Here is a 23,260-nt window from a genome sequence, read left to right as displayed (position 1 = left end):
ATCGGGTTGCAGGTGGCGCCTCAGATCTCTCGCCACTCATTCAGCCAGCCCAGACTGGCCTGGGTGCCCGCCTCTCCCGGTCGATACTCGGCCGCCAGCCAGCCCTGATAGCCACTGTCACGCAGTGCCTTGAGCAGCGGCGCAAAGTGCAACTCGCCTGTACCCGGCGCACCACGCCCCGGGTAATCGGCAAACTGCACATGGCCGATACGCCCTGCCAGCAACGCCATACCCGCCTGCACATCCAGCCCCTGCCGCGCCATGTGGTAGAGGTCGTACTGCGCAGCCAGATTGGAATGAGCCACCGCCTTGAGCAACTCATCCAGCTGCGCCGGGGTGTTGATCAGAAAGCCCGGCATATCCAGCGGGTTGATCGCTTCCACCACCACGCCAATGCCCAATCGCTGAAAGGCCTCGGCGCTCTTGCGCAAGTTGTCGATCAGACAAGCCTTCGCCTGCTCAGGCTCAACGCCCTCAGCCAGACGGCCCGGCAGTACGTTGACCAACGCAGGGCGCACCATGGCGGCATAACTCAGCGCCTCCTGCAGCGCGGCATCGAAGCCGGCCTGACCCGCAGGTACCGCCGCCAAACCAGGCCCACCACTCATCAAATCCCCCGCAGGCAGATTGATCAGGCGCAGCGGCATGCCCGCCGCCTCCAGTGCCTCTTTCAAGCGAAGCGCCGGCAGTTCGTAGGGAAACTGGATTTCCACGCCATCAAAGCCCGCAGCAGCGGCAGCCACCACGCGGTCGATCAGCGGCAACTCGGTAAACAGCAGCGATAGGTTGGCCGCAATCTTCATGATTTTGGCCCTTGAGACTCTGGCGCTCGGTACAGCTGCACCAGGGTCGCCGGATCACGCTCCAGGTTGCCCTGACTGCCGTGCTGACGCATCAGCTGTGCAGCCAGGCCGCTGAGCGGCGTGGCCGAGCCGATCTGCTGCGACAGCTTCACCGCCGTATCAAGATCCTTGAGCAAGGTGCGTACGTGCCATTTGACCGGTTCAAACTGACTCTCGGCCATCTGCGGCGCAAGAATCTGCAGCGGCTTGGAATCGGCAAAGCCGCCGGCCAGCGCGGGGGCAATCAGGCTGGCATCGACCCCGGCCTGCTCGGCCAGCGCCACCACTTCAGCAATTACCAGGGCGTTACAGGCGACGATCATCTGATTGCACACCTTGGTCACCTGGCCTGCGCCGACATCGCCCATGCGCGTCAGGCGTTGTCCCAGATGGGCGAGAATCGGCCGCACCCGTTCAACATCCGCAACCCGGCCACCGGCCATGATCGCCAGCGTGCCGCTGGCTGCGCCCGGCGTGCCGCCGGACACCGGGGCATCGACCCAGCGCATGCCACAGCGGCGGTGCAGCTCTGCAGCCATCTCGCGGGTGGCCACTGGTTCCAGGCTGGAGAAATCCACCAGTAATTGCCCTGGCTTGCCCGTTTCCACAATCCCGCCGGGGCCAAACACCACCTCGCGCACCACGTCAGTGTTGGCCAAACAGAGCATGACAATATCCGCTGCCGCACACAGCGCAGATGGCTGAGCAGCCACCTGAGCGCCCATTGCCTGCACGGGCGCGCACTTGTCGGCAGAACGGTTCCAGACTGTCAGCGGATAACCAGCAGCCAGCAGACGCTGGGTCATGGGCAACCCCATCAGGCCAATACCGGCGAACGCCAAAGCAGGAAGAGGTGTGGACATATGCAGACTCCGACTCAATGATGGGCACTATCTTAACGTAGGTTGCACGCCTGCCCGCGCCACTGCCGGGCGCCTGCTTACCTCTACTCAGAACGCCCTGATCAGGATTGAACCGGAGCCTCCATGCTGAGCCGTATCGTGGCCGTCACCCTTGCAGCTGCCTTGAGCCTGGCAGCACCTCTTGTCAGCGCCGCCGATGCCCTGCGGGTGTCAGCCATCCCCGATGAAAACCCGACAGAGCTGCTGCGCAAATTCAAACCGCTGGGCAGTTATCTGAGCCAACAGCTGGGTATGCGTGTGGAGTTTGTCACCCTCGCCGACTACGACGCCGTGGTTGACGCCCTCGCCGATGAGCGCATCGACCTGGCCTGGCTGGGTGGTTTCAACCTGGTACAGGCACGCCTCAAGCGCCGCGATGTGCTGCCCCTGGTGCAACGCGCCGAAGATGAGAAATTCACCAGCAAGATCATCAGCGCCAACCCGGCCGTGCAAAACCTGCAGGACCTGCAAGGCAAGACATTTGCCTTCGGCTCGCTGTCATCGACATCCGACAGCCTGATGCCGCGCTACTTCCTGCTGCAGCACGGCATCCGCCCGGAAACCTTCTTCAGCCACACCGCCTACTCCGCTGCCCAAGAAGCGACTGCCCGCTGGGTGCAGGAAGGTAAAGCCGATGCAGGTGCCCTGAGCAGCAGCGCCTGGGAGCAGCTACTGGCGAGCGGCCAGGTCGATCCTGAGCACGTACGTGTGATTGCCACCACCGCGCCCTACTTCGACTACAGCTGGAGTGTACGCGGCAAACTCGAACCGGCGCTGCGCGAGCAGATCCGCCAGGCCTTTCTCCAGCTCAACCCCGACAACGCGCAACACCAGGCCATTCTCGAACTGCAAGGCGCCAGCCGCTTTATCGAAACCCGCCCGGAAAACTACGCCGAGCTGGAGCAGGCCGCCCATGCCGCCGGGCTGTTGCGTTAGCAGCGGCTGCACGAGGCCCACCGAGTCGGCATCGCGCAAACGGCTACAGCCCATCCTGTTGCAGATGATCGAGGTTGACCGGCTCGCCGCTGTGAGCGCCGAGCTTGCTGCGGATGTCCTCGAACATCAGGTCATATTCGGCATGGCTGCGCATGATCAGGCTGTTGTTGGTCGGCAAACCATGCTTGTGTGCCAGCCGACTGGCCACACTGGCGAAGTTGAAGGCGGTGTCACGGTGCAGTTCGAAGACCTCCTCGAATGCCTGACCGTTCACCTGGCCTTGCAAGCGCATGTGCAACATCGGGCCTTCGTTGGGGTCCTGACGCACTTCGTAAAAAAGATCGACACTGAACAGCGGCATATCACCGCTGGCAATGGTGTTGGCGCGATGCAGATGGCCGGGTTCAAACATGCTGGCAGCTCCTTTAATCAGCCGGTGTGCTGCCAGCATAGCCGCTGATAAGCCGCGTTAACGGCGCGCCAGATCAGTGCAGCGCTGCACGCTCACTGCGCTCCTGCGCCAGCACCCAGGGGGCGACCACCACGGCCCACAACTCGGGGTCGCGCTGCAACAGGTCTTGCGCCTGGCCGTCATCGGCTTTGCGCAACTGACCTGCGGCCAGCCAGGCAGCGACTTTCTCCTGATCGTTCTGCGCCACGGCCTGCGCCACTTCGATCAGGTCCTGACTGCCTTCGACCAGCAACAGAGCGCCACGGGCGAAGAATGGTTGCAACTCCTGCCAGCGGATTGCTGCCGTTTCTCCAAGCAGCTTGGCATAGAGGGTGCTAGGTTGTTCTGTCATGGGTAGCTCAGACATGGATTGCCCTGTTATCAATGGCCGCTTAACGAATCGACCAGCATGATAACGTCGAGCCGCCAGCAGGCAAATTCGCGACGCTGGCCAAGCCAACCAGGACACGCCGTTTTTCTATACGTTTGTTGTGTTAAAGCGACACCCCCAGGTTTTGCCCCCAGTAAGCCGCTTTTCAAGCCGTAAAGCCGCGCTCTACACTGCACCGGTACAGTTGCCGGGGGAATGACCGGGGAACAACCCGGTTCTGCAGCTTTGGCCGCCAGAACTACAACAATCAAAACCAATAAGAGTGGAGCACTATGAACAAGGCTACTAAGCAGATTTCCAAACTGTTTGCCGCCATGGCCATGGCTGGCGTTGCCAGCTACTCGGTAGCGGCTGACACCATCAAGATTGGCCTGGCTGGCCCAGTCACCGGCGCCGTCGCGCAATACGGTGAAATGCAATTCATCGGGGCCAAAATGGCCATCGAGCAGATCAACAAGGCCGGTGGGGTAAACGGCGCACAACTCGAAGGTGTGGTTTATGACGATGCCTGCGATCCGAAACAAGCGGTGGCTGTGGCCAACAAGATCGTCAACGACAACGTCAAGTTCGTGGTTGGCCACCTGTGCTCCAGCTCCACCCAGCCTGCGTCCGACATCTACGAAGACGAAGGCATCCTGATGATCACCGCCGCGTCCACCAGCCCGGACATCACCGCCCGTGGCTACGAGCTGGTGTTCCGCACCATTGGCCTGGACAGCCTGCAAGGCCCGACCGCCGGTAACTTCATCGCCGACCACATCAAGCCGAAAGCGGTTGCCGTGATCCACGACAAACAGCAATACGGTGAAGGCATTGCCACCGCGGTCAAGCAGACCCTGGAAAGCAAAGGCACCAAAGTCGCCCTGTTCGAAGGCATCAACGCCGGCGACAAGGACTTCTCCGCGATGATCGCCAAGCTCAAGCAAGCCGGTGTCGACTTCGTCTACTACGGTGGCTACCACCCAGAGCTGGGCCTGCTGCTGCGTCAGTCCTCGGAAAAAGGCCTTAAGGTCAAGTTCATGGGTCCTGAAGGCGTCGGCAACAAGGAAATCTCGGCCATTGCTGGCCCGGCTTCCGAAGGCCTGCTGGTGACCCTGCCGAAGTCCTTCGACCAGGACCCACGCAACCAGGCGCTGGTTGATGCGTTCAAGGCCAAGAACGAAGACCCGAGCGGTCCGTTCGTGTTCCCGGCCTACGCTGCCGTGCAAGTCATCGCTGAGGGCATCACCAAGGCGGGCGACACCGACACCGCCAAAGTGGCTGCTGCACTGCGTGCCAACAGCTTCGACACCCCGACTGGCAACCTGGCGTTCGACGAGAAGGGTGACCTGAAAGACTTCAGCTTCGTGGTTTACGAGTGGCACCAGGACGGTACCAAGTCCGAAGCCAAGTAAGCTCCCCGCCTGAACCCAAAGCCCACTGCCCATGCAGTGGGCTTTGTTTATTAGAAGAATTCCGGTTGCATGCTGCGCCACAAGCGCTGCCTTGCGTGACAACCCAGGAGTTAGGCAATGCCTGATCTTTATCACTACCTGCAACAGCTGATCAACGGTCTGACTGTTGGCAGTACCTATGCCCTGATCGCCATCGGCTACACCATGGTCTACGGCATCATCGGCATGATCAACTTCGCCCACGGCGAGGTTTACATGATTGGCTCGTACGTAGCCTTTATTGTCATAGCCGGCCTGACCCTGATGGGTCTGGACAGCTTACCGCTGGTGATGATCGCCGCCTTTGCCGGCAGCATCATTATCGCCAGTGCCTACGGTTACAGCATCGAACGGGTGGCCTACCGGCCCTTGCGCGGTGGTAACCGTCTGATCCCGCTGATCTCGGCGATCGGCATGTCGATCTTCCTGCAGAACGAAGTGCTGCTGGCTCAGGACTCGAAAGACAAAGCCATCCCCAACCTGCTGCCCGGCAATTTCGTGCTGGGTGAAAGCGCGATGAATGGCGTGGTGATCTCCTACATGCAGGTGCTGATCTTCGTCGTCACCTTCGTGGTGATGCTGGCGCTGACCGCATTCATTTCGCGCTCGCGTCTGGGCCGCGCCTGCCGCGCCTGTGCCGAAGACCTGAAGATGGCCAACCTGCTGGGCATCAACACCAACAACATCATTGCCCTGACCTTCGTTATCGGCGCCGCCCTGGCAGGCGTCGCGGCGGTATTGCTGGGTATGCAATACGGCGTGATCAACCCACACTTGGGCTTCCTCGCCGGGATCAAGGCCTTCACCGCCGCAGTACTGGGTGGCATTGGCAGTATTCCGGGCGCGGTACTGGGTGGCCTGCTGCTCGGCCTGGCCGAAGCCTTTGGTGCCGATATCTTCGGCGACCAGTACAAGGACGTGGTGGCCTTCAGCCTGTTGATCCTGGTTCTGTTGTTCCGTCCGACGGGCATTCTGGGTCGTCCGGAGGTTGAAAAAGTATGAGTACTGCCATTACGAAAAATCTCAAGACCGCGATTTTCAGCGCCCTGCTGGTGCTGGCCGTGGCCTACCCGGTGCTGGGCCTTAAGCTGACCACCGTTGGCATCAAGCTGGAAGTCCATGGCGCCAGTCCGGCCATCCTCTGGACCATCGCCGGTTGCGCCATCGCCATGTTCTTCTGGCAGCTGTTCCGCAGCCAGTTGAGCGCCGCCTGGAGCCACGCACCGAAGCTGCCGAGCGTACCGAGTAAGGCCAGCAACTTCCTCACCCTGCCCTCCACCCAGCGCTGGGTCATTCTCGGTCTGATCATGGTTGCCCTGGCCTGGCCGTTCTTCGGCAGCCGTGGCGCGGTGGACATTGCCACGCTGATTCTGATCTACGTGATGCTCGGCCTCGGCCTGAACATCGTGGTCGGCCTGGCGGGCCTGCTCGACCTGGGTTATGTCGGCTTCTACGCCGTCGGCGCCTACAGCTACGCGCTGCTGTCGCACTACTACGGCCTGGGTTTCTGGATCTGCCTGCCGATTGCCGGCCTGATGGCGGCATTCTTCGGTTTTATCCTCGGTTTCCCGGTGCTGCGTCTGCGTGGTGACTACCTGGCGATCGTGACCCTCGGTTTCGGCGAGATCATCCGCATCCTGCTGCGCAACATGACTGAAGTCACCGGTGGCCCCAACGGCATCAGCAACATCGAGAAGCCAAGCCTGTTCGGCCTGTCCTTCGAGCGCCGCGCCGCTGAGGGCATGCAGACCTTCCACGAGTACTTCGGGATTGCCTACAACGGCATCAACAAGGTGATCTTCCTCTACCTGATCGCCCTGCTGCTGGTGTTGCTGACCCTGTTCGTGATCAACCGTCTGCTGCGCATGCCTATTGGCCGTGCCTGGGAAGCCCTGCGCGAAGACGAAATAGCCTGCCGCGCACTGGGTATGAACCCCACCGTGATCAAGCTCTCGGCTTTCACCCTGGGCGCCGCCTTCGCCGGTTTTGCCGGCAGTTTCTTCGCCGCACGCCAGGGCCTGGTCACACCGGAGTCGTTCACCTTTATCGAGTCGGCGATCATCCTCGCCATCGTCGTACTGGGTGGCATGGGCTCGCAGCTGGGCATCATCCTCGCGGCCATCGTGATGATTCTGCTGCCGGAATTGATGCGTGAATTCAGCGAGTACCGCATGTTGATGTTCGGTGCCCTGATGGTGCTGATGATGATCTGGCGTCCGCAGGGCCTGTTGCCCATGCAGCGCCCACACCTGGAGCTGAAACAATGAGCCGCCCGATTCTAGAAGTAAGCGGCCTGTCCATGCGCTTCGGCGGCCTGCTGGCCGTCAACGGGGTGGGCCTGTCCGTCAATGAAAAACAAGTGGTCTCGATGATCGGCCCGAACGGCGCCGGCAAGACCACCGTATTCAACTGCCTGACCGGCTTCTACCAGCCGACCTCGGGCAGCATCAGCCTGGATGGCGAGCGCATCGAAGGCCTGCCCGGCCACAAGATCGCCCGCAAAGGCGTGGTGCGCACCTTCCAGAACGTGCGTCTGTTCAAGGACATGACCGCGGTGGAAAACCTGCTGGTGGCGCAACACCGCCACCTCAACACCAACTTCCTTTCCGGCCTGCTGAAGACTCCGGCGTTTCGCCGCAGCGAACGTGAAGCCATGGAATATGCCGCGCATTGGCTGGATCAGGTCAACCTGACCGAATTCGCCAACCGCCCGGCCGGCACCCTGGCTTACGGCCAGCAGCGTCGTCTGGAAATCGCCCGCTGCATGATGACCCGCCCGCGCATCCTCATGCTCGACGAGCCCGCCGCCGGTCTCAACCCGCGCGAAACCGACGACCTCAAGGCGCTGATTGGCGTACTGCGCGATCAACACAACGTCACCGTGCTGCTGATCGAACACGACATGAAGCTGGTCATGAGCATTTCCGACCATATCTATGTGATCAACCAGGGCACGCCCCTGGCGAACGGTACACCGGAGCAGATCCGCGAAAACCCGGACGTGATCAAAGCCTACCTGGGGGAAGCGTGATGCTGTATTTCGAGAACGTTTCCACCTTCTACGGCAAGATCCAGGCACTGCATAACGTCAGCGTCGAAGTACGGCAAGGCGAGATCGTCACCTTGATCGGTGCCAACGGTGCCGGTAAATCGACGCTACTGATGACCCTGTGCGGCAACCCGCAGGCGGCCAGCGGTAGCATCCGTTACCAGGGTGAAGAGCTGATCGGCCAGGACACTCCGAGCATCATGCGCAAAAGCATCGCCGTGGTGCCGGAAGGCCGCCGCGTATTCTCCCGCCTGACGGTGGAAGAGAACCTGGTGATGGGCGGCTTCTTTGGCAGTACGGCCGACAATCAGGAGCAGATGGACAAGGTCCTGCACCTGTTCCCGCGCCTGAAGGAACGCTTTGCCCAACGCGCCGGCACCATGAGCGGCGGTGAGCAGCAGATGCTCGCCATCGGCCGCGCGCTGATGAGCAAGCCCAAACTGCTGCTGCTCGATGAGCCGTCGCTGGGCCTGGCGCCGATCATCATCCAGCAGATCTTCGACATCATCGAACAGCTGCGCAAGGATGGCGTGACGGTGTTCCTGGTTGAGCAGAACGCCAACCAGGCGCTCAAGCTGGCAGACCGCGGTTACGTGCTGGAGAACGGGAGGATCGTTATGCAGGGCAGCGGCGAACAGCTGCTGAATGATCCAAAGGTGCGCGACGCCTATCTGGGCGGCTAAAAACTACTGCGCTCGGCCATGCTTAATAGAAACCGCTCCCAGGAGCGGTTTTTTTATCACCGGTCATTTTTATCGCCACCGTTCGCCCGATGTTCCGTGCATGCCAGCCCCGGGCAGTTACAATGGCCGCCCTTTTTTTGCCGATGACCGTTTCTATGACCGATCCCATTCGCCTGTCCAAACGCCTGATCGAAGTGATCGGCTGTTCGCGCCGCGAGGCCGAGCTGTATATCGAAGGCGGCTGGGTCACGGTGGATGGCGTGGTGGTGGAAGAGCCGCAATTCAAAGTAGCCGAACAGCGTGTCGAGTTGCTGCCGGGTGCAGTTCTGGCGCCAATCGAACCGGTCACCCTGTTGCTGCACGTACCCAGCGGGCACAACCCGGAGCGCGCCGCTGAAAGCATCAACCCAGCCACTCACTGGGCTGACGATGGTTCGGCCATCCGCGTACTGAAAAGCCACTTCAATCGACTGACGCCCTGCATCCCGCTGCAAGCCGGTGCCGATGGCCTGCATGTACTGACTCAGGACTGGCGCATCGAACGCAAGCTCAGGGAAGACCTGAGCAAGCTCGAACAGGAATACGTGGTCGAAGTCGTCGGCACCTTGAGTGCCAACCAGCTCAAGCAGCTGGCCCACGGCCTGACCTTCAACGGCGTCGCCTTGCAGCCCTGCAAGGTCAGCTGGCAGAACGAAACCCGCCTGCGTTTCGCCTTGAAGAACCCACTGCCCGGGCAGATCGTCTTTATGTGCAACAGCGTCGACCTCAAGGTGCTGAGCATGAAACGCATCCGTATCGGCGGCGTGCCAATGGCCAAGGTCCAACCGGGACAATGGCGCTACCTGGCCGCAAAAGAACGCTTCTAACCATTTTTCCAGCGACAGCCCTTGGCTGCTGCGCACTTCAGGACATCCTCATGCTTAACAACGACATCCTGCGCAGCCTGCGCTACACCCTCGACATCAGCGACGCAGAATTGCTCGAGATCATCCAGCTCAGCGGCAAGCAGGTCGCCCTCGACGACCTCGCCGCGATACTCAAGAAAGAGGATGAAGACGGCTTTAGCCCTTGCGACGACGAACTGATGGCGCACTTTCTCGACGGCCTGGTGTATTTCAAACGCGGCAAGGATGACAGCCGTCCGGCCCAGCCGTTTGAACTGCCGATCACCAACAACATGGTGCTGAAAAAGCTGCGCGTGGCCTTCGAGCTGAAAGAAGACGATATGCACGCGATCATGCAAAGCGTTGACTTCCCGGTGTCCAAGCCGGAGATGAGCGCGCTGTTCCGCAAGTTCGGCCACAGCAACTACCGCCCCTGCGGTGATCAGTTCCTGCGTAATTTCCTCAAGGGTCTAACCCTGCGCGTTCGCGGCTGAGTCGCGCCCTCTCGCTGCCATGCCTGCCCGCATGGCAGCGTATTTCCACGGGCAATAGTGCCTGCCGCCAAGCAGGCATCGCGTTAGGGTAATGACCTTTATCCGCCACAAGGATTAGTCATGCACCCCTACTTCAGTCTGCAAGGCCGCACCGCCCTGGTCACCGGCGGTACCCGCGGTATCGGCAAGATGATCGCCAAAGCCTTTGTCGAGGCCGGCGCCACCGTTTACGTCTGCGCCCGTGATGGCGAGGCCTGCGCGCAAACTGCCGCCGAGCTATCGGCCTTCGGCACCTGCCACGGTATTGCTGCCAACCTGGCCAGCGAAGACGGTGTGCAGGTACTGGCCGAGCAGCTGACAGGGCAGATCGACAGCCTGGATATTCTGGTGAACAACGCCGGCACCACCTGGGGCGCCCCGCTGGAAAGCTACCCGGCCAAGGGCTGGGAGAAGGTCATGCAGCTTAACGTGACGTCAGTGTTCAGCTGCATCCAGAAACTCCTGCCGCTGCTGCGCAAGGGCGGCAGCGCGGCCAATCCGGCACGGGTGATCAATATCGGCTCGGTGGCCGGGATCACCTCGCACGGTGAAGACGCCTACGCCTACGGCCCGAGCAAGGCGGCGCTGCACCAGCTGTCACGCATGCTCGCCCGCGAGCTGGTGGGCCAGCACATCAACGTCAACGTCATCGCCCCCGGGCGCTTCCCAAGCAAGATGACCCAGTTTATTGCCCAGGATGAAGCGGCCATGGCCGAGGACTGTGCGCTGATCCCGATGCAGCGCTGGGGCCGCGAGGAAGAAATGGCCGCCCTGGCCATCAGCCTGGCGAGCACCGCCGGGGCTTATATGACCGGTGCGATCATCCCGATCGACGGCGGTTTCCACCTGTAATCGCGTACTATGGCGGCGTTTTCACTCGATCACGCCGCCATGTCCTACTCGGTTTCGCCCATCGGTTTTGTCCGCTCCTGCTTCAAGGAAAAGTTCGCCATTCCCCGTCAGCCGCAACTGGCCCCAGCGGCCCGTGGCGTGCTGGAGTTGGTCGCCCCGTTCGATAACGGCGATGCCGTGCAGGGGCTGGAGCAGGTCAGCCATATCTGGTTGCTGTTTCTGTTTCATCAGGCGCTGGAAGACAAACCCCGGCTCAAGGTGCGCCCGCCGCGCCTGGGCGGCAATCAGTCGGTCGGGGTGTTCAGCACCCGCGCCACCCACCGGCCGAATGGCATCGGCCAGTCGGTGGTCAAGCTGGACAAGGTCGAAGCCGGCAAACTGTGGCTCTCTGGCATCGACCTGCTCGACGGCACCCCGGTGCTGGATATCAAACCCTACGTGCCCTATGCCGACAGCGTTGCCGATGCCTACAACCGCATCGCTGACAGCGCGCCGGCGCTGATCGACGTCAGTTGGCAGGACAGCGCACTGAGCCAGGCCCATGCGCATGGCCAACGCCTGGGTGAGCCGCTGATCGAGCTGATCGAGCAGTGCCTGGCCCAGGACCCGCGCCCAGCCTACCAGCAGCCCAGCACCGAGCGCCGCTACGGGGTGCGCTTCTGGGATGTCGACGTGCATTGGCACTACCCGCAGCCCGGCAGCATCTGCGTGCTGGAGGTCGTGCCGACCATTTGATCTGAACCACACCCCGTTCGCGCGCATAGGCCGACCAGCAATTTTGTCTTATATTTACCAGATAAATGTATACAAAACAGGATGCTTGCCATGCTTGAACGCCCCGGTCGCCTCAACGGCTTACGCCATATCGCCCTGCTGGTCCCCAATCTGGAAGCCTGCGAGCGCTTCTATGTAGACATTCTTGGCATGCAGGTACTGCACCGCGCCAATGAGGATCTGGTCTACCTGACCTGTGGTAACGACAACCTCTCGCTGGGCCGTGCCTGCGTGCCCAGCAGCGGCGAGCAGGCGGTGGATCACTACGGTTTTATCGTCGACAGCATCGATGAGCTGCACGCCTGGTATGCCTACTTCAAGGCACAAGGCGTCACCCTGCTTGACCGCCCGTTTGCCCATGGCGACGGCGCGCACAGCTTTCACCTGCTCGACCCCGCCGGCAACAAGGTGCAGCCGATCTACCACCCTGCAGTTTCCGGGCAACGCTTCAGCCAGGCCGATTAGCGCACACAGAACAACCGTTCGGCGGCGACCTGCGGCAGATGTTCTTTGTTGATCATCATGTGGGTAAGGTGAGCAGCTGCGGCTATGCTTGCAAATAGCCAGCAGCCGCTGCTCCCTCATGACTTAACACCCTGTGAAACTATGCACACCAGCACCTACGCGCCGACCGAGCACCTCGTCGACCTGCTGCTCGATGCCATCTGTGTGGTCGACCAACAAGGCTATTTTGTATTTGTCAGCGCCGCCTGCCAGCATATTTTCGGCTACCGCGCCGATGAGATGATCGGCCGCCGCATGATCGAGATGGTTCACCCGGAAGACCGGGCGAAAACCCTGCAAGCGGCTAAGGAGATCATGGCCGGCATCGCTCACCCGCACTTCGAGAACCGCTACCTGCGCAAGGATGGCCAGACCGTGCATATTCTCTGGTCGGCACGCTGGTCGGAGGATGATCAGGTGCGCATTGCCGTGGCCCATGACATCAGCGAGCGCAAACGCAGTGAGGCCGTGCAGGCCGCGCTGTACGGCATATCCGAAGCCGCGCATTCGGCCAAAGATCTGCTCGGGCTGTTTCAGCAGGTACACCTGATCGTCGCTGAGCTGCTGCCGAGCATCGAATTTGCAGTGGCGCTTTACGATGAGCAAACGCAGACCCTGAGCTTCCCCTATCCCGCCCTGCCCTCATCCGCACAGCACTGGCCGCAGGTCAGCGCGCTCAGTCAAGCGGTGATCCAAAGCGGCAAGAGCCAACTAATCCCCGCACAGCAGCAACCCGACAACGCTCTGTACGACTGGCTAGGCATTCCACTGAAATCGCACAAAGGCATTATCGGCGCCTTGCTGGTACAGAGCGGCGCAATAACCCGCTACAGCGCACCGGACAGGGAATTGTTGCAGTTCGTCTCAACCCAGGTGGCGACTGCCATTGAACGCCAGCAGATGCTCAGTCGTCTGCAATACATGGCGCAATACGACTCGCTCACCCAACTGCCCAACCGCGAGCTGCTGCGCGATCGCCTGCACACGGCCCTGGCCCGCGCACGCCGCGAACAGTCGCAGGTGGCCTTGCTGTTTCTCGACTTGGACAAGTTCAAGCAGGTCAATGACAGCTTCGGCCACGCCGTGGGCGACCTGCTGCTGCAAGGCGTCGCCCTGCGCATCCAGCAATGCCTGCGTGAGGCTGACACGGTGGCACGTTTTGCCGGCGATGAGTTTGTCGTGCTGCTGGAAGACTTCCATACCGCCGACCACGCCAGCGGAGTCGCCGAGAAGATTCGCCAGGCACTCAACCAGCCCTTCGAGCTGCTTGGCCAGCACCAGACTGTCCTGCCCAGCATCGGCATCGCCCTCTACCCGCAACATGCCCAGGACGCACAGCAGTTACTGCTGCACGCCGACAACGCCATGTACCGTGCCAAGCAGAACGGCGGCAATCGCTTTCACAGCGCGCCTGAGCAGAGCTAGCCAGACATGAAAAAGCCCGCCGATTGGCGGGCTCTTTTATTCAGTCACGCTTACTTCTCAACGAAGGCGCGCTCGATCAGGTAGTCACCCGGCTCACGCATGCGCGGGGAAATCTTCAGGCCGAACTCGTTGAGCACTTCGCTGGTTTCATCGAGCATGCTCGGGCTGCCGCAGATCATCGCGCGGTCGTCCTGTGGGTTGATCGGCGGCAGACCGATGTCCTGGAACAGTTTGCCACTGCGCATCAGGTCGGTCAGACGGCCCTGATTCTCGAACGGCTCGCGGGTAACGGTCGGGTAGTAGATCAGCTTGTTCTTCAACGCATCGCCGAAGAATTCATTTTTCGGCAGATGCTCGGTGATGAACTCACGGTAAGCCACTTCGTTCACATAACGCACGCCGTGGACCAGGATCACCTTTTCGAAACGCTCATAGGTTTCCGGGTCCTGAATCACGCTCATAAACGGCGCCAGGCCAGTGCCAGTGCTGAGCAGATACAGATGCTTGCCCGGATTGAGGTCATCGAGCACCAGGGTGCCGGTAGGCTTCTTGCTGATGATGATCTCGTCACCTTCCTTGAGATGCTGCAGCTGCGAGGTCAGCGGGCCGTCCGGCACTTTGATGCTGAAGAACTCCAGGTGCTCTTCCCAGTTCGGGCTGGCAATCGAGTAGGCACGCATCAGCGGACGACCAGTGTCCTGCTGCAGGCCGATCATCACGAACTGGCCATTCTCGAAGCGCAGACCCGGATCGCGGGTGCACTTGAAACTGAACAGGGTATCGTTCCAGTGGTGGACGCTGAGGATGCGCTCGGAATTGAGGTTGCTCATGTGCTCGGGGGCTCCGACGAAGGTAAAGTCCTGTGCGCGGGCGCGCGTAATTGGACGGTATTGTAAAGAGCGACATAATATCTGTTAACTTGATTATCAAGATATGGGTTATCGGTTATATAGATATGCGATTTACGCTTAGACAACTGCAGGTGTTTGTGGCCGTAGCCCAGCAGGAAAGTGTCTCCCGCGCCGCTGATTACCTGGCCTTGTCGCAGTCGGCGACCAGTACCTCATTGAGCGAGCTGGAGCGGCAATCCGACTGCCAGCTGTTCGACCGTGCCGGCAAGCGCCTGAGCCTTAATGCGCTGGGCCTGCAACTGCTGCCGCAAGCCGTGGCACTGCTCGATCAGGCCAAGGAAATCGAACGCTTGCTCGGCGGCAAGAGCGGCTACGGCTCGCTGAATGTCGGCGCCACGCTGACGGTGGGCAACTACCTGGCAACCCTGCTGATTGGCAGTTTTATGCAGCGCCACCCGGAATGTCGGGTGAAACTGCAGGTGCACAACACCGCCCATGTGGTGCAACAAATCGCCCATTACGAGCTGGACATGGGCATGATCGAAGGTGACTGCCAGCACCCGGATATCGAGGTACAACCCTGGGTCGAAGATGAGCTGGTGGTGTTCTGCGCGCCGCAGCACGCCCTGGCACAACGCGGCGAGGCGAGCCTGGAGGAGTTGACCCGCGAGGCCTGGATTCTGCGTGAGCAAGGCTCCGGTACGCGACTGACCTTCGACCAGGCCATGCGCCATCATCCCAGTAGCCTGAATGTGCGCCTGGAGCTGGAGCACACCGAGGCGATCAAACGCGCGGTGGAGTCCGGCCTGGGCATCGGCTGTATTTCCCGTCTGGCGCTACGCGATGCATTTCGCCGGGGCAGCCTGGTGGCAGTGGAAACGCCGCAGCTGGACCTGCGCCGGCAGTTCTATTTCATCTGGCACAAACAGAAATACCAGACCGCCGCCATGCGCGAGTTCATCGAACTGTGTCGCGCCCTCACCGCTGGCGTGACGCGCAGTGACCAGATCGTCCTGCCGGCGATTGCCTGATCGACGTGTCAGCCCAGCAGAATGATCGCCCACACCAGGGCAATCAGCGTCAGGGCGGTGAACTGCGCGGCACTGCCCATGTCCTTGGCATTTTTTGACAGTGGGTGCAGCTCCAGGGAGATGCGGTCAATCGCTGCTTCCACTGCCGAGTTGAGCAACTCGACGATCAGCGCCAGCAGACACACCGCCACCATCAGGGCGCGTTCGACACGGCTGACGTCCAGGTAGAAGGCCAGCGGCACCAGCAGCACATTGATCAGCAGCAGTTGGCGGAATGCCGCTTCACCGGTGAAGGCCGCGCGCAGGCCAGCTAGCGAATAGCCTGTGGCATTGAGAATACGTTTGAGGCCGGTCTGGCCCTTGAATGGCGACATTGGGGATCATCACAACAAGAGGGAGAAAACAGCCCAGCAAGTCTGCCGAGCAAAGATTAACGCAGGCTTAACCATCCGTTTGCGCAGGAATCGACTCCAGCTGTTGCAGCAGCAAAGCCGCCTGGGTGCGGGTACGCACGCCCAACTTACGGAAGATCGCCGTCACATGGGCTTTTACCGTGGCTTCGGACACACTCAACTCATAAGCAATCTGCTTGTTCAGCAGACCATCGCAGACCATGGTCAACACCCGGAACTGCTGTGGCGTCAGGCTGGCCAAACCGGCACTGGCGGCCTTGGCCTCGGCCGACAAGGCAATCGCTTCCTGGCTCTGCTGTGGCCACCAGACCTCGCCATCAAGCACCTGACGCACCGCCTGCTGGATGGTTTCCAACGCGCTGGATTTGGGGATAAAACCACTGGCGCCAAACTCACGCGAGCGGGCAACGATGGACGCCTCTTCCTGAGCCGAAATCATCACCACCGGCACATGCGGGTATTGCCCTCGCAGCAGCACCAGGCCGGAGAAGCCGTAGGCGCCTGGCATGTTGAGGTCGAGCAGGACCAGATCCCAGTCGGTTTTCTCGGCCAGACGGGCTTCCAGCTCGGCGATGCTGGCCGCCTCAACCAACCGTACATCCGGCCCCAGGCCGAGCGTCAGCGCCTGTTGCAAGGCACTGCGAAACAAGGGGTGATCATCAGCAATGAGGATTTCAAAAGCGGCCATGGTGAATCCTGTTTTTGTTATGTGGATACCCACGATGGGCAGTGTCCAGGGCACGGTAGCGCAGCGCGTGCAATGAGCCGGATGACAACCCCATCAACCCCGACCGCGCAAAAAAGCGCCCCAGCATGCCGAGCGCTGACGGGGTGGTCAAGCACGATGCTTTGCGGCACAGTTCGCACCTTTGCCAACGAGAGCTAGAAATGCGAAGCCATGCCTTGCGCGCCGATCTGTTGATGCTATTGACCGCCATGATCTGGGGCTCGGCGTTTGTCGCACAGCGCCTGGGCATGGATGCCATCGGTCCCTTTCTTTATAGCGGATTACGCTTCGCCCTGGCGGCGCTGGTTCTGTTGCCGGTGCTACACCTGCTGGAGGGCCGCAGCAGCAGCGCGCCAGTGGCACCGCTGAATCGCCAGTTGCTGCGTGGCGGTGTGCTGATGGGCCTGGCCCTGGCACTGGGGATCAACCTGCAACAGGTTGGCCTGCTGTTTACCAGCGTGACCAACTCCGGCTTTATCACCGGGCTGTACGTGATCATCGTGCCGTTGCTGGGCCTGTTTATCGGTCACAAGACCGGCCTGGGCATCTGGCTAGGTGCCTGCCTGGCGGTGGTGGGCATGTTCCTGCTGAGTGTCGGTGAGGGCTTCACGGTGGCCTCCGGCGACTGGTTGCAGCTGGCCGGAGCCTTTGTCTGGGGCGTGCATGTGCTGCTGGTGGGGTTTTTCGCTGGCCGGCATGACCCGCTGCGCCTGGCCCTGGTGCAGTTCATTACCTGCGCGGTGATCAGCCTGGTGCTGGCCGTGATCTTCGAGGAAATTCAGCTGCAATCGATCATCGCTGCGGGCCCGGCAATTCTCTATGGCGGGATCTTCGGTGTGGCTGTCGGCTTTACCCTGCAGGTGGTGGCGCAAAAGGATGCCATCGCCTCCCACGCCGCCATCATCCTGTCCCTTGAAGCGGTGTTCGCCGCCATCGCCGGTGCCTGGCTGCTTGGCGAATCGCTGGAGCTGCGCGGTTACTTCGGTTGCGCGCTGATGTTCGCCGGCATGCTGCTGGCGCAGCTGTGGCCAAAAAAGGCCGTCTAGCCTCTACAGGAACTCGCGCAGCCGCTGATGCAATGGATCATCCAGGGCCACGGCGCGCGGGGCCTTGGCCGCCAGGTAGTGCAGGCTGAAGACATCCAGGTAGGCATTCAGCCCATCGGCGGCCCGCTGATCACCCGCCAGTTCCAGGCACAGCGCGGCGACTTCTGCGGTGCAGAAATGATCATCACGCTTGGAGCGGCGCAGCTTATAGCGCGACAGCTGTTCGGCCTGCAGGCTGAGCACCGGCAGGCTGTCGAGGTACGGGCTTTTGCGAAACATCTTGCGCGCCTCGCTCCAGGTCGCATCCAGCAGTACGAACAATGGCCGTTTGCCGGCAGCTGGCATCACCTCACTGACCACGCGCTCAGCCGCCACATACTCGCCGGGAAATACCAGATACGGCTGCCACTGCGGGTCCTTGAGCAAGGCTGGCAAGCCTGGGTCAACCGTTACCCGTGACCAGCCGAACGCCGAGGTGTCAGCCACCACATCGGCAATCAGCCAGCCGGTATTACTCGGTTTGAGCGCTTCAACATCGTGCATCAGCAAACACATGGCCGACCGGGCTTCCAGCCGTGGACGCCAGGCACACAGGCAATGGCTCAGGGCCAGGCGGCAGTCGGTGCAACGGATGGCTCGGCTGCCACGGGCAAGAAAGGGTTTGGCACTGCGGGCAATCCGCTCGGCGCGCAAACGCGCAACAGCATGGCTCATCAGGCGTGCACCTGAGGGTAAAGAACGTACGGCATGGGTCATCCAGGGATCGGCAGGCGCGGCAGTCTAGCAAAGCCCGCACCCGCTTATTCAACCGTGCGTCCCCAGAGCAGCTGCCGCAAGTAGCGGCAGGCGAGTAAGATAGCGCCACTGAACCTCTGCCAGGGCTTGCCGGTCAGAGGAGCGAATCGACTTTGGAGAACCCCATGCTGCGTTTCATCAGCCTGACCCTGGCGCTGAGCCTGCCCCTGTTGGCCCATGCTGCCACGCTGAAAGACTTCGAACTGAACAAGATGCTGGAAAAGGTTGCCCGCGAAAGCAGCGTCGGCACACCCCGGGCCATCAACGAAGACATCCTCGATCAGGGCTACACCGTGGATGGCAGCGAGCTGGTCAACCACCTCAGTGTGCGCAGCGGGCATGCCGCCCAGATGCGTGGCAACCCGGACGCGGTAAGGGTGCAACTGGCCAATAGCGTCTGTCGCAACCCTGGCTATCGTCAGCTGCTGGCCCGTGGCGCAGCACTGCGCTACGAGTTCAGCGAGTACAAGAGCAATCGCCCGGTCACCACCGAACGCTTCAGCAAGGCTGACTGCGGCCTGTAAGCCCCTCAGCCGCCCTCCTGATCTGCGCGACGCTGTGCATCATCGGCGCGCAGATCAGCCAGCAAGGCATGCATGTACTGCGAGCGCCTTGTTGCTCCTTCCAGCCGGCGCAAGCACTCCTCCTCCAGACTCAGCTGGTTACTGTGAGCCGCCTGCTGCAGCAGACGGTACAGTGCCACATCAAGTTCCAGAATCAACCTAGGCATACCTGCCCCTCCCTTCCAGCGCGCACAGCCGGTGGCTAACGCAGGCAGCGCGGATCTCCTCGCCCCTGCACGGCCGCCAGTTCCTCAATACTCAGCAGCTCCGTAACGGGTTTATCCAGCAACCCGGCGGCAGCCTGCAACACATGCGCCCAGCTCGCCTGATTGGCGAACAACATGCCGGCTTCGTCCAGCGTACCTCCCCGGTTACGGTAACCCAGCACACGACTGTTGCATGCCTCCCCGAGGATGGGCCAGAGATGCCCCCGCGCCACTTCCGGGCGCATATGGGTAAGCAATACACGCCGCGTACAGGCGCTGGGGAACAACTGTTCCACCAGTGCCGCCTCGGCAACCGAGGCGGCCTCCCAGGCATCGCGCGGCGCACGAAAACGACCGGGTTCCTGCAAGTAAATCAGACGCCAGGCACAACCGGCCGCACTCAGACGAACGGCTGCCCGCTGCATGGCCGTCAGTTGATAGCTGCCACTGGCAATCAGCAGCAACGGCTGCTCGCCCGCGTGTTCGGCCAGCACCAGGGCACCGTCGCGGGCCAGTTGCTCGGCCTGTGCGGGGCTGAATACGCAAGGCTGCTCACGCTTGGCAATCACCATACAGGCCAGTTGGCCGCGCGCCTGGTAAATGCCCGGCAACAGCGCCAGCGCCGAGTTGTGATCGGCCGGCAGCATTACCCGCAGCATGTCGCCCATCTCGCCAAGCAGGGCCTCGCAGAACGTAGTGTCTTGATGCGACTGCTGGTTCTTGCCGTTTTCCCAAGTGTGCGAGGTGGCCACCAGCGGCCAGCCCAACCAGCCGGCCGGTCGTCCCACTTCCTTTTGCTGGCGGGCAAAGATGATGCGCTGACGCACAGCGCCCAGCATCTTTACGCAGAAGGCTTCGTAACTGGCCACCAGGTTCAAGCCGCCCTGATTGGCCAGGCAGGCAGACACCACCGCCTCTTCATTGAGGGCCGTGATAATTGCGCCATCCACAGCCTCCAAGGCACTTTCCGGCGCGCTGACGCGATGTTTGAGTGCATTGAGTACGCCGCCCAGGCGATTGCTGGCCAGTTCATCCGGGTTGCCGACGCGCGGACGCAGCTGTGGATTGGCCTGCACCAGATCGACAAAAAACCGATCCAGCGCCAGCATCGGTGAGCAGGCGCGATCCTGATACTGCAACGCGGGCAATTGCGGCAACACCGGATGGCGCTGCGCCAAGGGGTTATCGCGCTCAAGAGGACGGTCACCACGGTCGGCAAACAGCGTACAGGCCGCACGCAACTCATCCGGGGCGACCCACAACTGCGCCGCATGCTGATTGAACAGGGCGCGAGCCTCAGCATCGCTGTGTGGGCTGGCCGGCAAGGGCAGGTTATGCGCCGCATTGCTGCCGGCCCCGTAGAAACCGAAGCCTTTGACGGTCTCAGCGATACCGTATGGCAACGGCAGTGGGTAGTTCAGTACGCCATCGTGCAGCTCCTGCACCCGCCGGCCCAGGCGTTGTTCCATGTCCCACAAGGCACAGACAAACGCGGCCGGATCGCGGCCATCGAAACTCAAAGGATCAAACCCGCACTGGCGCAGATGCTCGCGAAAATTGTCGAGCCCCACCGGCGTCGCCAGCTCCGTGCGCTGTTCGATACGCCGGCCGTTGGCAATCATCACCGGCAAGGCCAGGCCACAGTCCTCGGCCCGCCACCAACGCGGCATCCAGTCACTGCCGCGCTGCTCTTCGGCAGCGCCATCGGAGAGAAACGCCACCAGCGTCTCACCCGGGAGTGGCAGGTGGGCATATTGCAACTCGGCAAAGCCCAGGTAACCACCTTCGGCAATACCGCCCGCCGTGTGCGGGTTGACGTGGCTGCCCAGCGGCGCACTGACCTGCCCAGCGGCGTTCTGTGCATAGCTGTAGAAATCCGCCACCAGTTGGCTCATCCCGGCTTCGTCACAGGTATAACGGTCGGCCTGTTCCGGCTGCTGATTGGCAGTCAGCAGGTTAAGCGCCTCGATGGCCGCCACGCAGTGGCCCTGCCCCATCAGCCAGCCACGGGTTTCACCGGTCAGGTTGTTCAGCGCCAGATAACCGGCATAAGCCGGCACCATGTTCAACGCGCCACCGGTATGACCTTCAGGCGTGACTTTGAAATCCTCGGCGGCCAGCGCCACACCGTCGAGACGCACGCGCCGGGCATAGGTCATGTGCACCACTAGCCACAGGCCGAAAGCGGTCAGCCTGTCCAGTGCATAAAAGTGTCGATAGACCGTCGCCAGGTCGGCTTGCTGGCCCGCCTGTACCAATTGATGGGCCAAGCGGTACACCGCCGCACAGGTCTGCGGACTATGCTGTAACGGGCCATAACCGCGCTGCCAGGCCGCAAAATCCGGGCGCACCCGGGCGTGTTCAGCCAACTCGCTGGCACTGGGAAATAACTGAGTCATGGGCTTGCTCCATAAAGATGCAACGAGTCTAGAACCCGAAACGCATGGGGATGCTGACCTGCATCAAGACACTCGCCCACCCCCTAGGCCAGCCTTGCAAGTGCCCCTTCATCCGATCAAGGACTTACCATGGCCCTGCTCAATTTCCTCGGTGCAATTCAACAAGTCACCGGCTCCTGCTACCTGATCGAAAGCCGCGACGGTGCCAGAGTGCTGCTTGATTGCGGCATGCGCCAAGGCCGCCGCGAGGAGGAAGACGGCAACCATGCGCCGTTCGCCTTTGATCCGCAGAGCCTGGATGCCGTGGTGATCTCCCATGCGCACATCGACCACACAGGCCTGCTGCCCAAACTCACCGCAGCCGGCTACCGCGGGCCAATCTTCGCCACTGACGCCAGTTGCGAACTGATGGAGTTGATGCTGCTCGATTCGGCTTTCCTGCAGGAAAAAGATGCCGAGTGGGAAAACAAATGGCGCGCGCGCATGGGCAAGCCCCCAATCAGCCCGCTGTACACCACCCGCGATGCCGAGCAGGCGCTGAGCCAACGCCGGCCGATGATCTATGGCGAAAGCCGCGAAGTGGCCAAGGGCGTCCACGCTACCTTTCACGATGCCGGGCATATTCTCGGCTCGGCGATTGTCGAACTCGAAGTGCAGGACCATCACCTGACCCGCCGCCTGGTGTTTTCCGGCGACCTGGGCAACACCTGCTCACCCCTGATGCGTGACCCCAGCACCCTGAGCCAGGCCGATGTGGTGCTGCTCGAGTCCACCTATGGCGACCGTGACCACCGCTGCAGCGAAGACACCCTGGACGAGTTGGCGGACATCCTGCAACAGGCCCATCGCGACGGTGGCAACGTGCTGATTCCTTCCTTCGCCGTCGGTCGCACCCAGGACCTGATCTACTACCTTGGACGTTTCTACCACGAAGGCCGGCTACCGCAGCAGGCCGTGTTTCTCGACAGCCCCATGGCCATCCGTGCCAACGCCATCTACTCGCGCTATCAGGACCAGTTTGCCGCCGAAGACCGCGCCGCCTTGCAAGCCCGCGGCAGCACACACATCGAAGACTGGCTGCCGATCCTGCGCTGCACCGCGACAGCCGAGGAGTCGATGGCGATCAACCGGATAAAAAGTGGCGCAATCATCATCGCCGGCAGTGGCATGTGCACCGGCGGACGCATCGTCCATCACTTCAAGCACAACCTCTGGCGTGACGACTGCCACCTGATCTTCCCCGGTTTCCAGGCTAAAGGCACCCTTGGCCGAGCCCTGGTTGACGGTGCCGAGCACGTGAAACTCCTCCATCAGCGCATTGCCGTGAAAGCCAAGATCCACACCCTGGGCGGCTTTTCCGCACACGCGGGACAATCCCAGTTGCTCGACTGGGTCAGCCACTTCGAGCATCACCCCGAGCTGTACCTGGTGCATGGCGAACTGGAGAAGATGCAGGCCCTGCAACAGGCCTTGCGCGAACGCCTGAACTGGATCGCCAATATCCCTGAACCTGGCGAACAAATTGCCCTCTGATGCAGGCCTGAGCCCGGCGGCGGGTTAGGCTCCAGCA

General features: G+C 61.5%; 26 protein-coding genes. 16 read left to right on the top strand and 10 right to left on the bottom strand.

The features are described from left to right. Positions 1 to 20 precede the first annotated feature (20 nt). Both ACSQ17_RS16755 and ACSQ17_RS16750 read right to left on the bottom strand, forming a co-directional pair. Complete coding sequence (locus ACSQ17_RS16755; protein ID WP_436069742.1) at positions 21 to 803, bottom strand: hydroxypyruvate isomerase family protein; 783 nt, start codon at positions 801 to 803, stop codon at positions 21 to 23. Then, positions 800 to 1,705, bottom strand: coding sequence for an NAD(P)-dependent oxidoreductase (locus ACSQ17_RS16750; RefSeq protein WP_436069741.1), 906 nt, complete (start codon positions 1,703 to 1,705; stop codon positions 800 to 802). The genes ACSQ17_RS16755 and ACSQ17_RS16750 overlap by 4 nt, the downstream gene beginning before the upstream one ends. 123 nt (positions 1,706 to 1,828) lie before the next feature. Here ACSQ17_RS16750 and ACSQ17_RS16745 point away from each other — a divergent pair, with 123 nt between their 5' ends. After that, entirely contained in the window at positions 1,829 to 2,680 is an 852-nt protein-coding gene (locus ACSQ17_RS16745; protein ID WP_436069740.1) for a putative selenate ABC transporter substrate-binding protein, read from the top strand. A 43-nt stretch (positions 2,681 to 2,723) separates the two neighbouring features. Here the strand turns inward: ACSQ17_RS16745 and ACSQ17_RS16740 are convergent, their stop codons facing one another. Together ACSQ17_RS16740 and ACSQ17_RS16735 are read right to left on the bottom strand one after the other, a co-directional pair. Next, positions 2,724 to 3,092, bottom strand: coding sequence for a DUF5064 family protein (locus tag ACSQ17_RS16740; protein ID WP_436069739.1), 369 nt, complete (start codon positions 3,090 to 3,092; stop codon positions 2,724 to 2,726). A 73-nt stretch (positions 3,093 to 3,165) separates the two neighbouring features. Further along, positions 3,166 to 3,483, bottom strand: a complete 318-nt coding sequence (locus tag ACSQ17_RS16735) for a DUF2288 domain-containing protein (protein WP_436069738.1) — start codon at positions 3,481 to 3,483, stop codon at positions 3,166 to 3,168. A gap of 311 nt (positions 3,484 to 3,794) precedes the next feature. Between ACSQ17_RS16735 and ACSQ17_RS16730 the strand changes: the two genes are divergently transcribed. From ACSQ17_RS16730 to ACSQ17_RS16680, 11 genes are all read left to right on the top strand, one after another. After that, complete coding sequence (locus ACSQ17_RS16730; RefSeq protein ID WP_436069737.1) at positions 3,795 to 4,916, top strand: branched-chain amino acid ABC transporter substrate-binding protein; 1,122 nt, start codon at positions 3,795 to 3,797, stop codon at positions 4,914 to 4,916. 117 nt (positions 4,917 to 5,033) lie between these two features. Further along, on the top strand, positions 5,034 to 5,957 hold the full coding sequence (livH, locus tag ACSQ17_RS16725) for a high-affinity branched-chain amino acid ABC transporter permease LivH (protein ID WP_233684141.1): 924 nt from the start codon (positions 5,034 to 5,036) through the stop codon (positions 5,955 to 5,957). After that, positions 5,954 to 7,222: a high-affinity branched-chain amino acid ABC transporter permease LivM gene (locus tag ACSQ17_RS16720; RefSeq protein ID WP_436069736.1), complete on the top strand. Its 1,269-nt coding sequence runs from the start codon at positions 5,954 to 5,956 to the stop codon at positions 7,220 to 7,222. Before livH ends, ACSQ17_RS16720 begins: the two co-directional genes overlap by 4 nt. Further along, positions 7,219 to 7,986: a high-affinity branched-chain amino acid ABC transporter ATP-binding protein LivG gene (livG, locus tag ACSQ17_RS16715; protein WP_233684140.1), complete on the top strand. Its 768-nt coding sequence runs from the start codon at positions 7,219 to 7,221 to the stop codon at positions 7,984 to 7,986. Before ACSQ17_RS16720 ends, livG begins: the two co-directional genes overlap by 4 nt. Further along, positions 7,986 to 8,687 carry an ABC transporter ATP-binding protein gene (locus ACSQ17_RS16710; protein WP_436069735.1) on the top strand — a complete coding sequence of 234 codons (702 nt, stop codon included), beginning with the start codon at positions 7,986 to 7,988 and terminating at the stop codon, positions 8,685 to 8,687. Before livG ends, ACSQ17_RS16710 begins: the two co-directional genes overlap by 1 nt. Before the next feature lie 155 nt (positions 8,688 to 8,842). Beyond that, positions 8,843 to 9,553 carry an rRNA pseudouridine synthase gene (locus tag ACSQ17_RS16705; protein WP_436069734.1) on the top strand — a complete coding sequence of 237 codons (711 nt, stop codon included), beginning with the start codon at positions 8,843 to 8,845 and terminating at the stop codon, positions 9,551 to 9,553. A 50-nt stretch (positions 9,554 to 9,603) separates the two neighbouring features. Continuing rightward, positions 9,604 to 10,065 (top strand): DUF1456 family protein, encoded by a 462-nt coding sequence (locus tag ACSQ17_RS16700; RefSeq protein WP_233684137.1) that lies wholly within the window; start codon positions 9,604 to 9,606, stop codon positions 10,063 to 10,065. Positions 10,066 to 10,185: 120 nt separating this feature from the next. Further along, positions 10,186 to 10,956: an SDR family oxidoreductase gene (locus ACSQ17_RS16695; RefSeq protein ID WP_436069733.1), complete on the top strand. Its 771-nt coding sequence runs from the start codon at positions 10,186 to 10,188 to the stop codon at positions 10,954 to 10,956. A 39-nt stretch (positions 10,957 to 10,995) separates the two neighbouring features. Next, entirely contained in the window at positions 10,996 to 11,691 is a 696-nt protein-coding gene (tsaA, locus tag ACSQ17_RS16690) for a tRNA (N6-threonylcarbamoyladenosine(37)-N6)-methyltransferase TrmO (protein WP_436069732.1), read from the top strand. A gap of 90 nt (positions 11,692 to 11,781) precedes the next feature. Next, on the top strand, positions 11,782 to 12,195 hold the full coding sequence (locus tag ACSQ17_RS16685) for a VOC family protein (protein ID WP_233684134.1): 414 nt from the start codon (positions 11,782 to 11,784) through the stop codon (positions 12,193 to 12,195). Between the two features lie 141 nt (positions 12,196 to 12,336). After that, positions 12,337 to 13,659: a diguanylate cyclase domain-containing protein gene (locus tag ACSQ17_RS16680; protein WP_436069731.1), complete on the top strand. Its 1,323-nt coding sequence runs from the start codon at positions 12,337 to 12,339 to the stop codon at positions 13,657 to 13,659. A 50-nt stretch (positions 13,660 to 13,709) separates the two neighbouring features. On the opposite strand, the gene fpr is transcribed toward ACSQ17_RS16680, so the two are convergent. Next, complete coding sequence (gene fpr, locus ACSQ17_RS16675) at positions 13,710 to 14,489, bottom strand: ferredoxin-NADP reductase (protein ID WP_233684132.1); 780 nt, start codon at positions 14,487 to 14,489, stop codon at positions 13,710 to 13,712. 125 nt (positions 14,490 to 14,614) lie between these two features. Here fpr and ACSQ17_RS16670 point away from each other — a divergent pair, with 125 nt between their 5' ends. Then, positions 14,615 to 15,541: a LysR family transcriptional regulator gene (locus ACSQ17_RS16670; protein WP_436069730.1), complete on the top strand. Its 927-nt coding sequence runs from the start codon at positions 14,615 to 14,617 to the stop codon at positions 15,539 to 15,541. Between the two features lie 8 nt (positions 15,542 to 15,549). Here ACSQ17_RS16670 and ACSQ17_RS16665 read toward each other — a convergent pair whose 3' ends face one another. Continuing rightward, entirely contained in the window at positions 15,550 to 15,915 is a 366-nt protein-coding gene (locus ACSQ17_RS16665; protein ID WP_233684130.1) for a diacylglycerol kinase, read from the bottom strand. Between the two features lie 67 nt (positions 15,916 to 15,982). Continuing rightward, complete coding sequence (gene erdR, locus ACSQ17_RS16660) at positions 15,983 to 16,642, bottom strand: response regulator transcription factor ErdR (RefSeq protein ID WP_436069729.1); 660 nt, start codon at positions 16,640 to 16,642, stop codon at positions 15,983 to 15,985. A gap of 200 nt (positions 16,643 to 16,842) precedes the next feature. Between erdR and ACSQ17_RS16655 the strand changes: the two genes are divergently transcribed. Then, the gene (locus ACSQ17_RS16655; protein ID WP_436069728.1) at positions 16,843 to 17,727 is read left to right on the top strand and encodes a DMT family transporter; all 885 of its coding nucleotides are present in this window, start codon (positions 16,843 to 16,845) and stop codon (positions 17,725 to 17,727) included. A gap of 3 nt (positions 17,728 to 17,730) precedes the next feature. On the opposite strand, the gene ACSQ17_RS16650 is transcribed toward ACSQ17_RS16655, so the two are convergent. Next, a complete protein-coding gene (locus ACSQ17_RS16650) occupies positions 17,731 to 18,441 on the bottom strand; it encodes a tRNA-uridine aminocarboxypropyltransferase (protein WP_436069727.1) in 711 nt (236 codons plus the stop codon). Positions 18,442 to 18,647: 206 nt separating this feature from the next. Here ACSQ17_RS16650 and ACSQ17_RS16645 point away from each other — a divergent pair, with 206 nt between their 5' ends. Then, positions 18,648 to 19,046 (top strand): quorum-sensing-regulated virulence factor family protein, encoded by a 399-nt coding sequence (locus ACSQ17_RS16645; RefSeq protein ID WP_436069726.1) that lies wholly within the window; start codon positions 18,648 to 18,650, stop codon positions 19,044 to 19,046. A 5-nt stretch (positions 19,047 to 19,051) separates the two neighbouring features. On the opposite strand, the gene ACSQ17_RS16640 is transcribed toward ACSQ17_RS16645, so the two are convergent. Beyond that, positions 19,052 to 19,252 (bottom strand): hypothetical protein, encoded by a 201-nt coding sequence (locus ACSQ17_RS16640; protein ID WP_436069725.1) that lies wholly within the window; start codon positions 19,250 to 19,252, stop codon positions 19,052 to 19,054. A gap of 35 nt (positions 19,253 to 19,287) precedes the next feature. Then, positions 19,288 to 21,690 carry a xylulose 5-phosphate 3-epimerase gene (locus ACSQ17_RS16635; RefSeq protein WP_436069724.1) on the bottom strand — a complete coding sequence of 801 codons (2,403 nt, stop codon included), beginning with the start codon at positions 21,688 to 21,690 and terminating at the stop codon, positions 19,288 to 19,290. 129 nt (positions 21,691 to 21,819) lie between these two features. Between ACSQ17_RS16635 and ACSQ17_RS16630 the strand changes: the two genes are divergently transcribed. Further along, complete coding sequence (locus ACSQ17_RS16630) at positions 21,820 to 23,223, top strand: MBL fold metallo-hydrolase RNA specificity domain-containing protein (RefSeq protein WP_436069723.1); 1,404 nt, start codon at positions 21,820 to 21,822, stop codon at positions 23,221 to 23,223. Positions 23,224 to 23,260: the final 37 nt, after the last annotated feature.

Origin of the sequence: Pseudomonas sp. LjRoot71, from assembly GCF_964253255.1 — a bacterium.
GTDB lineage: Bacteria > Pseudomonadota > Gammaproteobacteria > Pseudomonadales > Pseudomonadaceae > Aquipseudomonas.
Note: the sequence above shows the minus strand (reverse complement) of the source record. Positions and strands in the feature narration are given on the sequence as shown.

What these genes read in the sequence shown, in the direction of transcription:
- ACSQ17_RS16755 (WP_436069742.1), bottom strand. Translation starts at nt 803, where the DNA reads ATGAAGATTGCGGCCAACCTATCGCTGCTGTTTACCGAGTTGCCGCTG.
- ACSQ17_RS16695 (WP_436069733.1), top strand. Translation starts at nt 10,186, where the DNA reads ATGCACCCCTACTTCAGTCTGCAAGGCCGCACCGCCCTGGTCACCGGC.
- ACSQ17_RS16710 (WP_436069735.1), top strand. Translation starts at nt 7,986, where the DNA reads ATGCTGTATTTCGAGAACGTTTCCACCTTCTACGGCAAGATCCAGGCA.
- erdR (WP_436069729.1), bottom strand. Translation starts at nt 16,642, where the DNA reads ATGGCCGCTTTTGAAATCCTCATTGCTGATGATCACCCCTTGTTTCGC.
- ACSQ17_RS16730 (WP_436069737.1), top strand. Translation starts at nt 3,795, where the DNA reads ATGAACAAGGCTACTAAGCAGATTTCCAAACTGTTTGCCGCCATGGCC.
- ACSQ17_RS16680 (WP_436069731.1), top strand. Translation starts at nt 12,337, where the DNA reads ATGCACACCAGCACCTACGCGCCGACCGAGCACCTCGTCGACCTGCTG.
- ACSQ17_RS16650 (WP_436069727.1), bottom strand. Translation starts at nt 18,441, where the DNA reads ATGAGCCATGCTGTTGCGCGTTTGCGCGCCGAGCGGATTGCCCGCAGT.
- ACSQ17_RS16685 (WP_233684134.1), top strand. Translation starts at nt 11,782, where the DNA reads ATGCTTGAACGCCCCGGTCGCCTCAACGGCTTACGCCATATCGCCCTG.
- tsaA (WP_436069732.1), top strand. Translation starts at nt 10,996, where the DNA reads ATGTCCTACTCGGTTTCGCCCATCGGTTTTGTCCGCTCCTGCTTCAAG.
- livG (WP_233684140.1), top strand. Translation starts at nt 7,219, where the DNA reads ATGAGCCGCCCGATTCTAGAAGTAAGCGGCCTGTCCATGCGCTTCGGC.
- ACSQ17_RS16655 (WP_436069728.1), top strand. Translation starts at nt 16,843, where the DNA reads ATGCGAAGCCATGCCTTGCGCGCCGATCTGTTGATGCTATTGACCGCC.
- ACSQ17_RS16740 (WP_436069739.1), bottom strand. Translation starts at nt 3,092, where the DNA reads ATGTTTGAACCCGGCCATCTGCATCGCGCCAACACCATTGCCAGCGGT.
- ACSQ17_RS16735 (WP_436069738.1), bottom strand. Translation starts at nt 3,483, where the DNA reads ATGACAGAACAACCTAGCACCCTCTATGCCAAGCTGCTTGGAGAAACG.
- ACSQ17_RS16720 (WP_436069736.1), top strand. Translation starts at nt 5,954, where the DNA reads ATGAGTACTGCCATTACGAAAAATCTCAAGACCGCGATTTTCAGCGCC.
- ACSQ17_RS16750 (WP_436069741.1), bottom strand. Translation starts at nt 1,705, where the DNA reads ATGTCCACACCTCTTCCTGCTTTGGCGTTCGCCGGTATTGGCCTGATG.
- ACSQ17_RS16700 (WP_233684137.1), top strand. Translation starts at nt 9,604, where the DNA reads ATGCTTAACAACGACATCCTGCGCAGCCTGCGCTACACCCTCGACATC.
- ACSQ17_RS16665 (WP_233684130.1), bottom strand. Translation starts at nt 15,915, where the DNA reads ATGTCGCCATTCAAGGGCCAGACCGGCCTCAAACGTATTCTCAATGCC.
- ACSQ17_RS16645 (WP_436069726.1), top strand. Translation starts at nt 18,648, where the DNA reads ATGCTGCGTTTCATCAGCCTGACCCTGGCGCTGAGCCTGCCCCTGTTG.
- ACSQ17_RS16630 (WP_436069723.1), top strand. Translation starts at nt 21,820, where the DNA reads ATGGCCCTGCTCAATTTCCTCGGTGCAATTCAACAAGTCACCGGCTCC.
- ACSQ17_RS16670 (WP_436069730.1), top strand. Translation starts at nt 14,615, where the DNA reads ATGCGATTTACGCTTAGACAACTGCAGGTGTTTGTGGCCGTAGCCCAG.
- fpr (WP_233684132.1), bottom strand. Translation starts at nt 14,489, where the DNA reads ATGAGCAACCTCAATTCCGAGCGCATCCTCAGCGTCCACCACTGGAAC.
- livH (WP_233684141.1), top strand. Translation starts at nt 5,034, where the DNA reads ATGCCTGATCTTTATCACTACCTGCAACAGCTGATCAACGGTCTGACT.
- ACSQ17_RS16640 (WP_436069725.1), bottom strand. Translation starts at nt 19,252, where the DNA reads ATGCCTAGGTTGATTCTGGAACTTGATGTGGCACTGTACCGTCTGCTG.
- ACSQ17_RS16635 (WP_436069724.1), bottom strand. Translation starts at nt 21,690, where the DNA reads ATGACTCAGTTATTTCCCAGTGCCAGCGAGTTGGCTGAACACGCCCGG.
- ACSQ17_RS16705 (WP_436069734.1), top strand. Translation starts at nt 8,843, where the DNA reads ATGACCGATCCCATTCGCCTGTCCAAACGCCTGATCGAAGTGATCGGC.
- ACSQ17_RS16745 (WP_436069740.1), top strand. Translation starts at nt 1,829, where the DNA reads ATGCTGAGCCGTATCGTGGCCGTCACCCTTGCAGCTGCCTTGAGCCTG.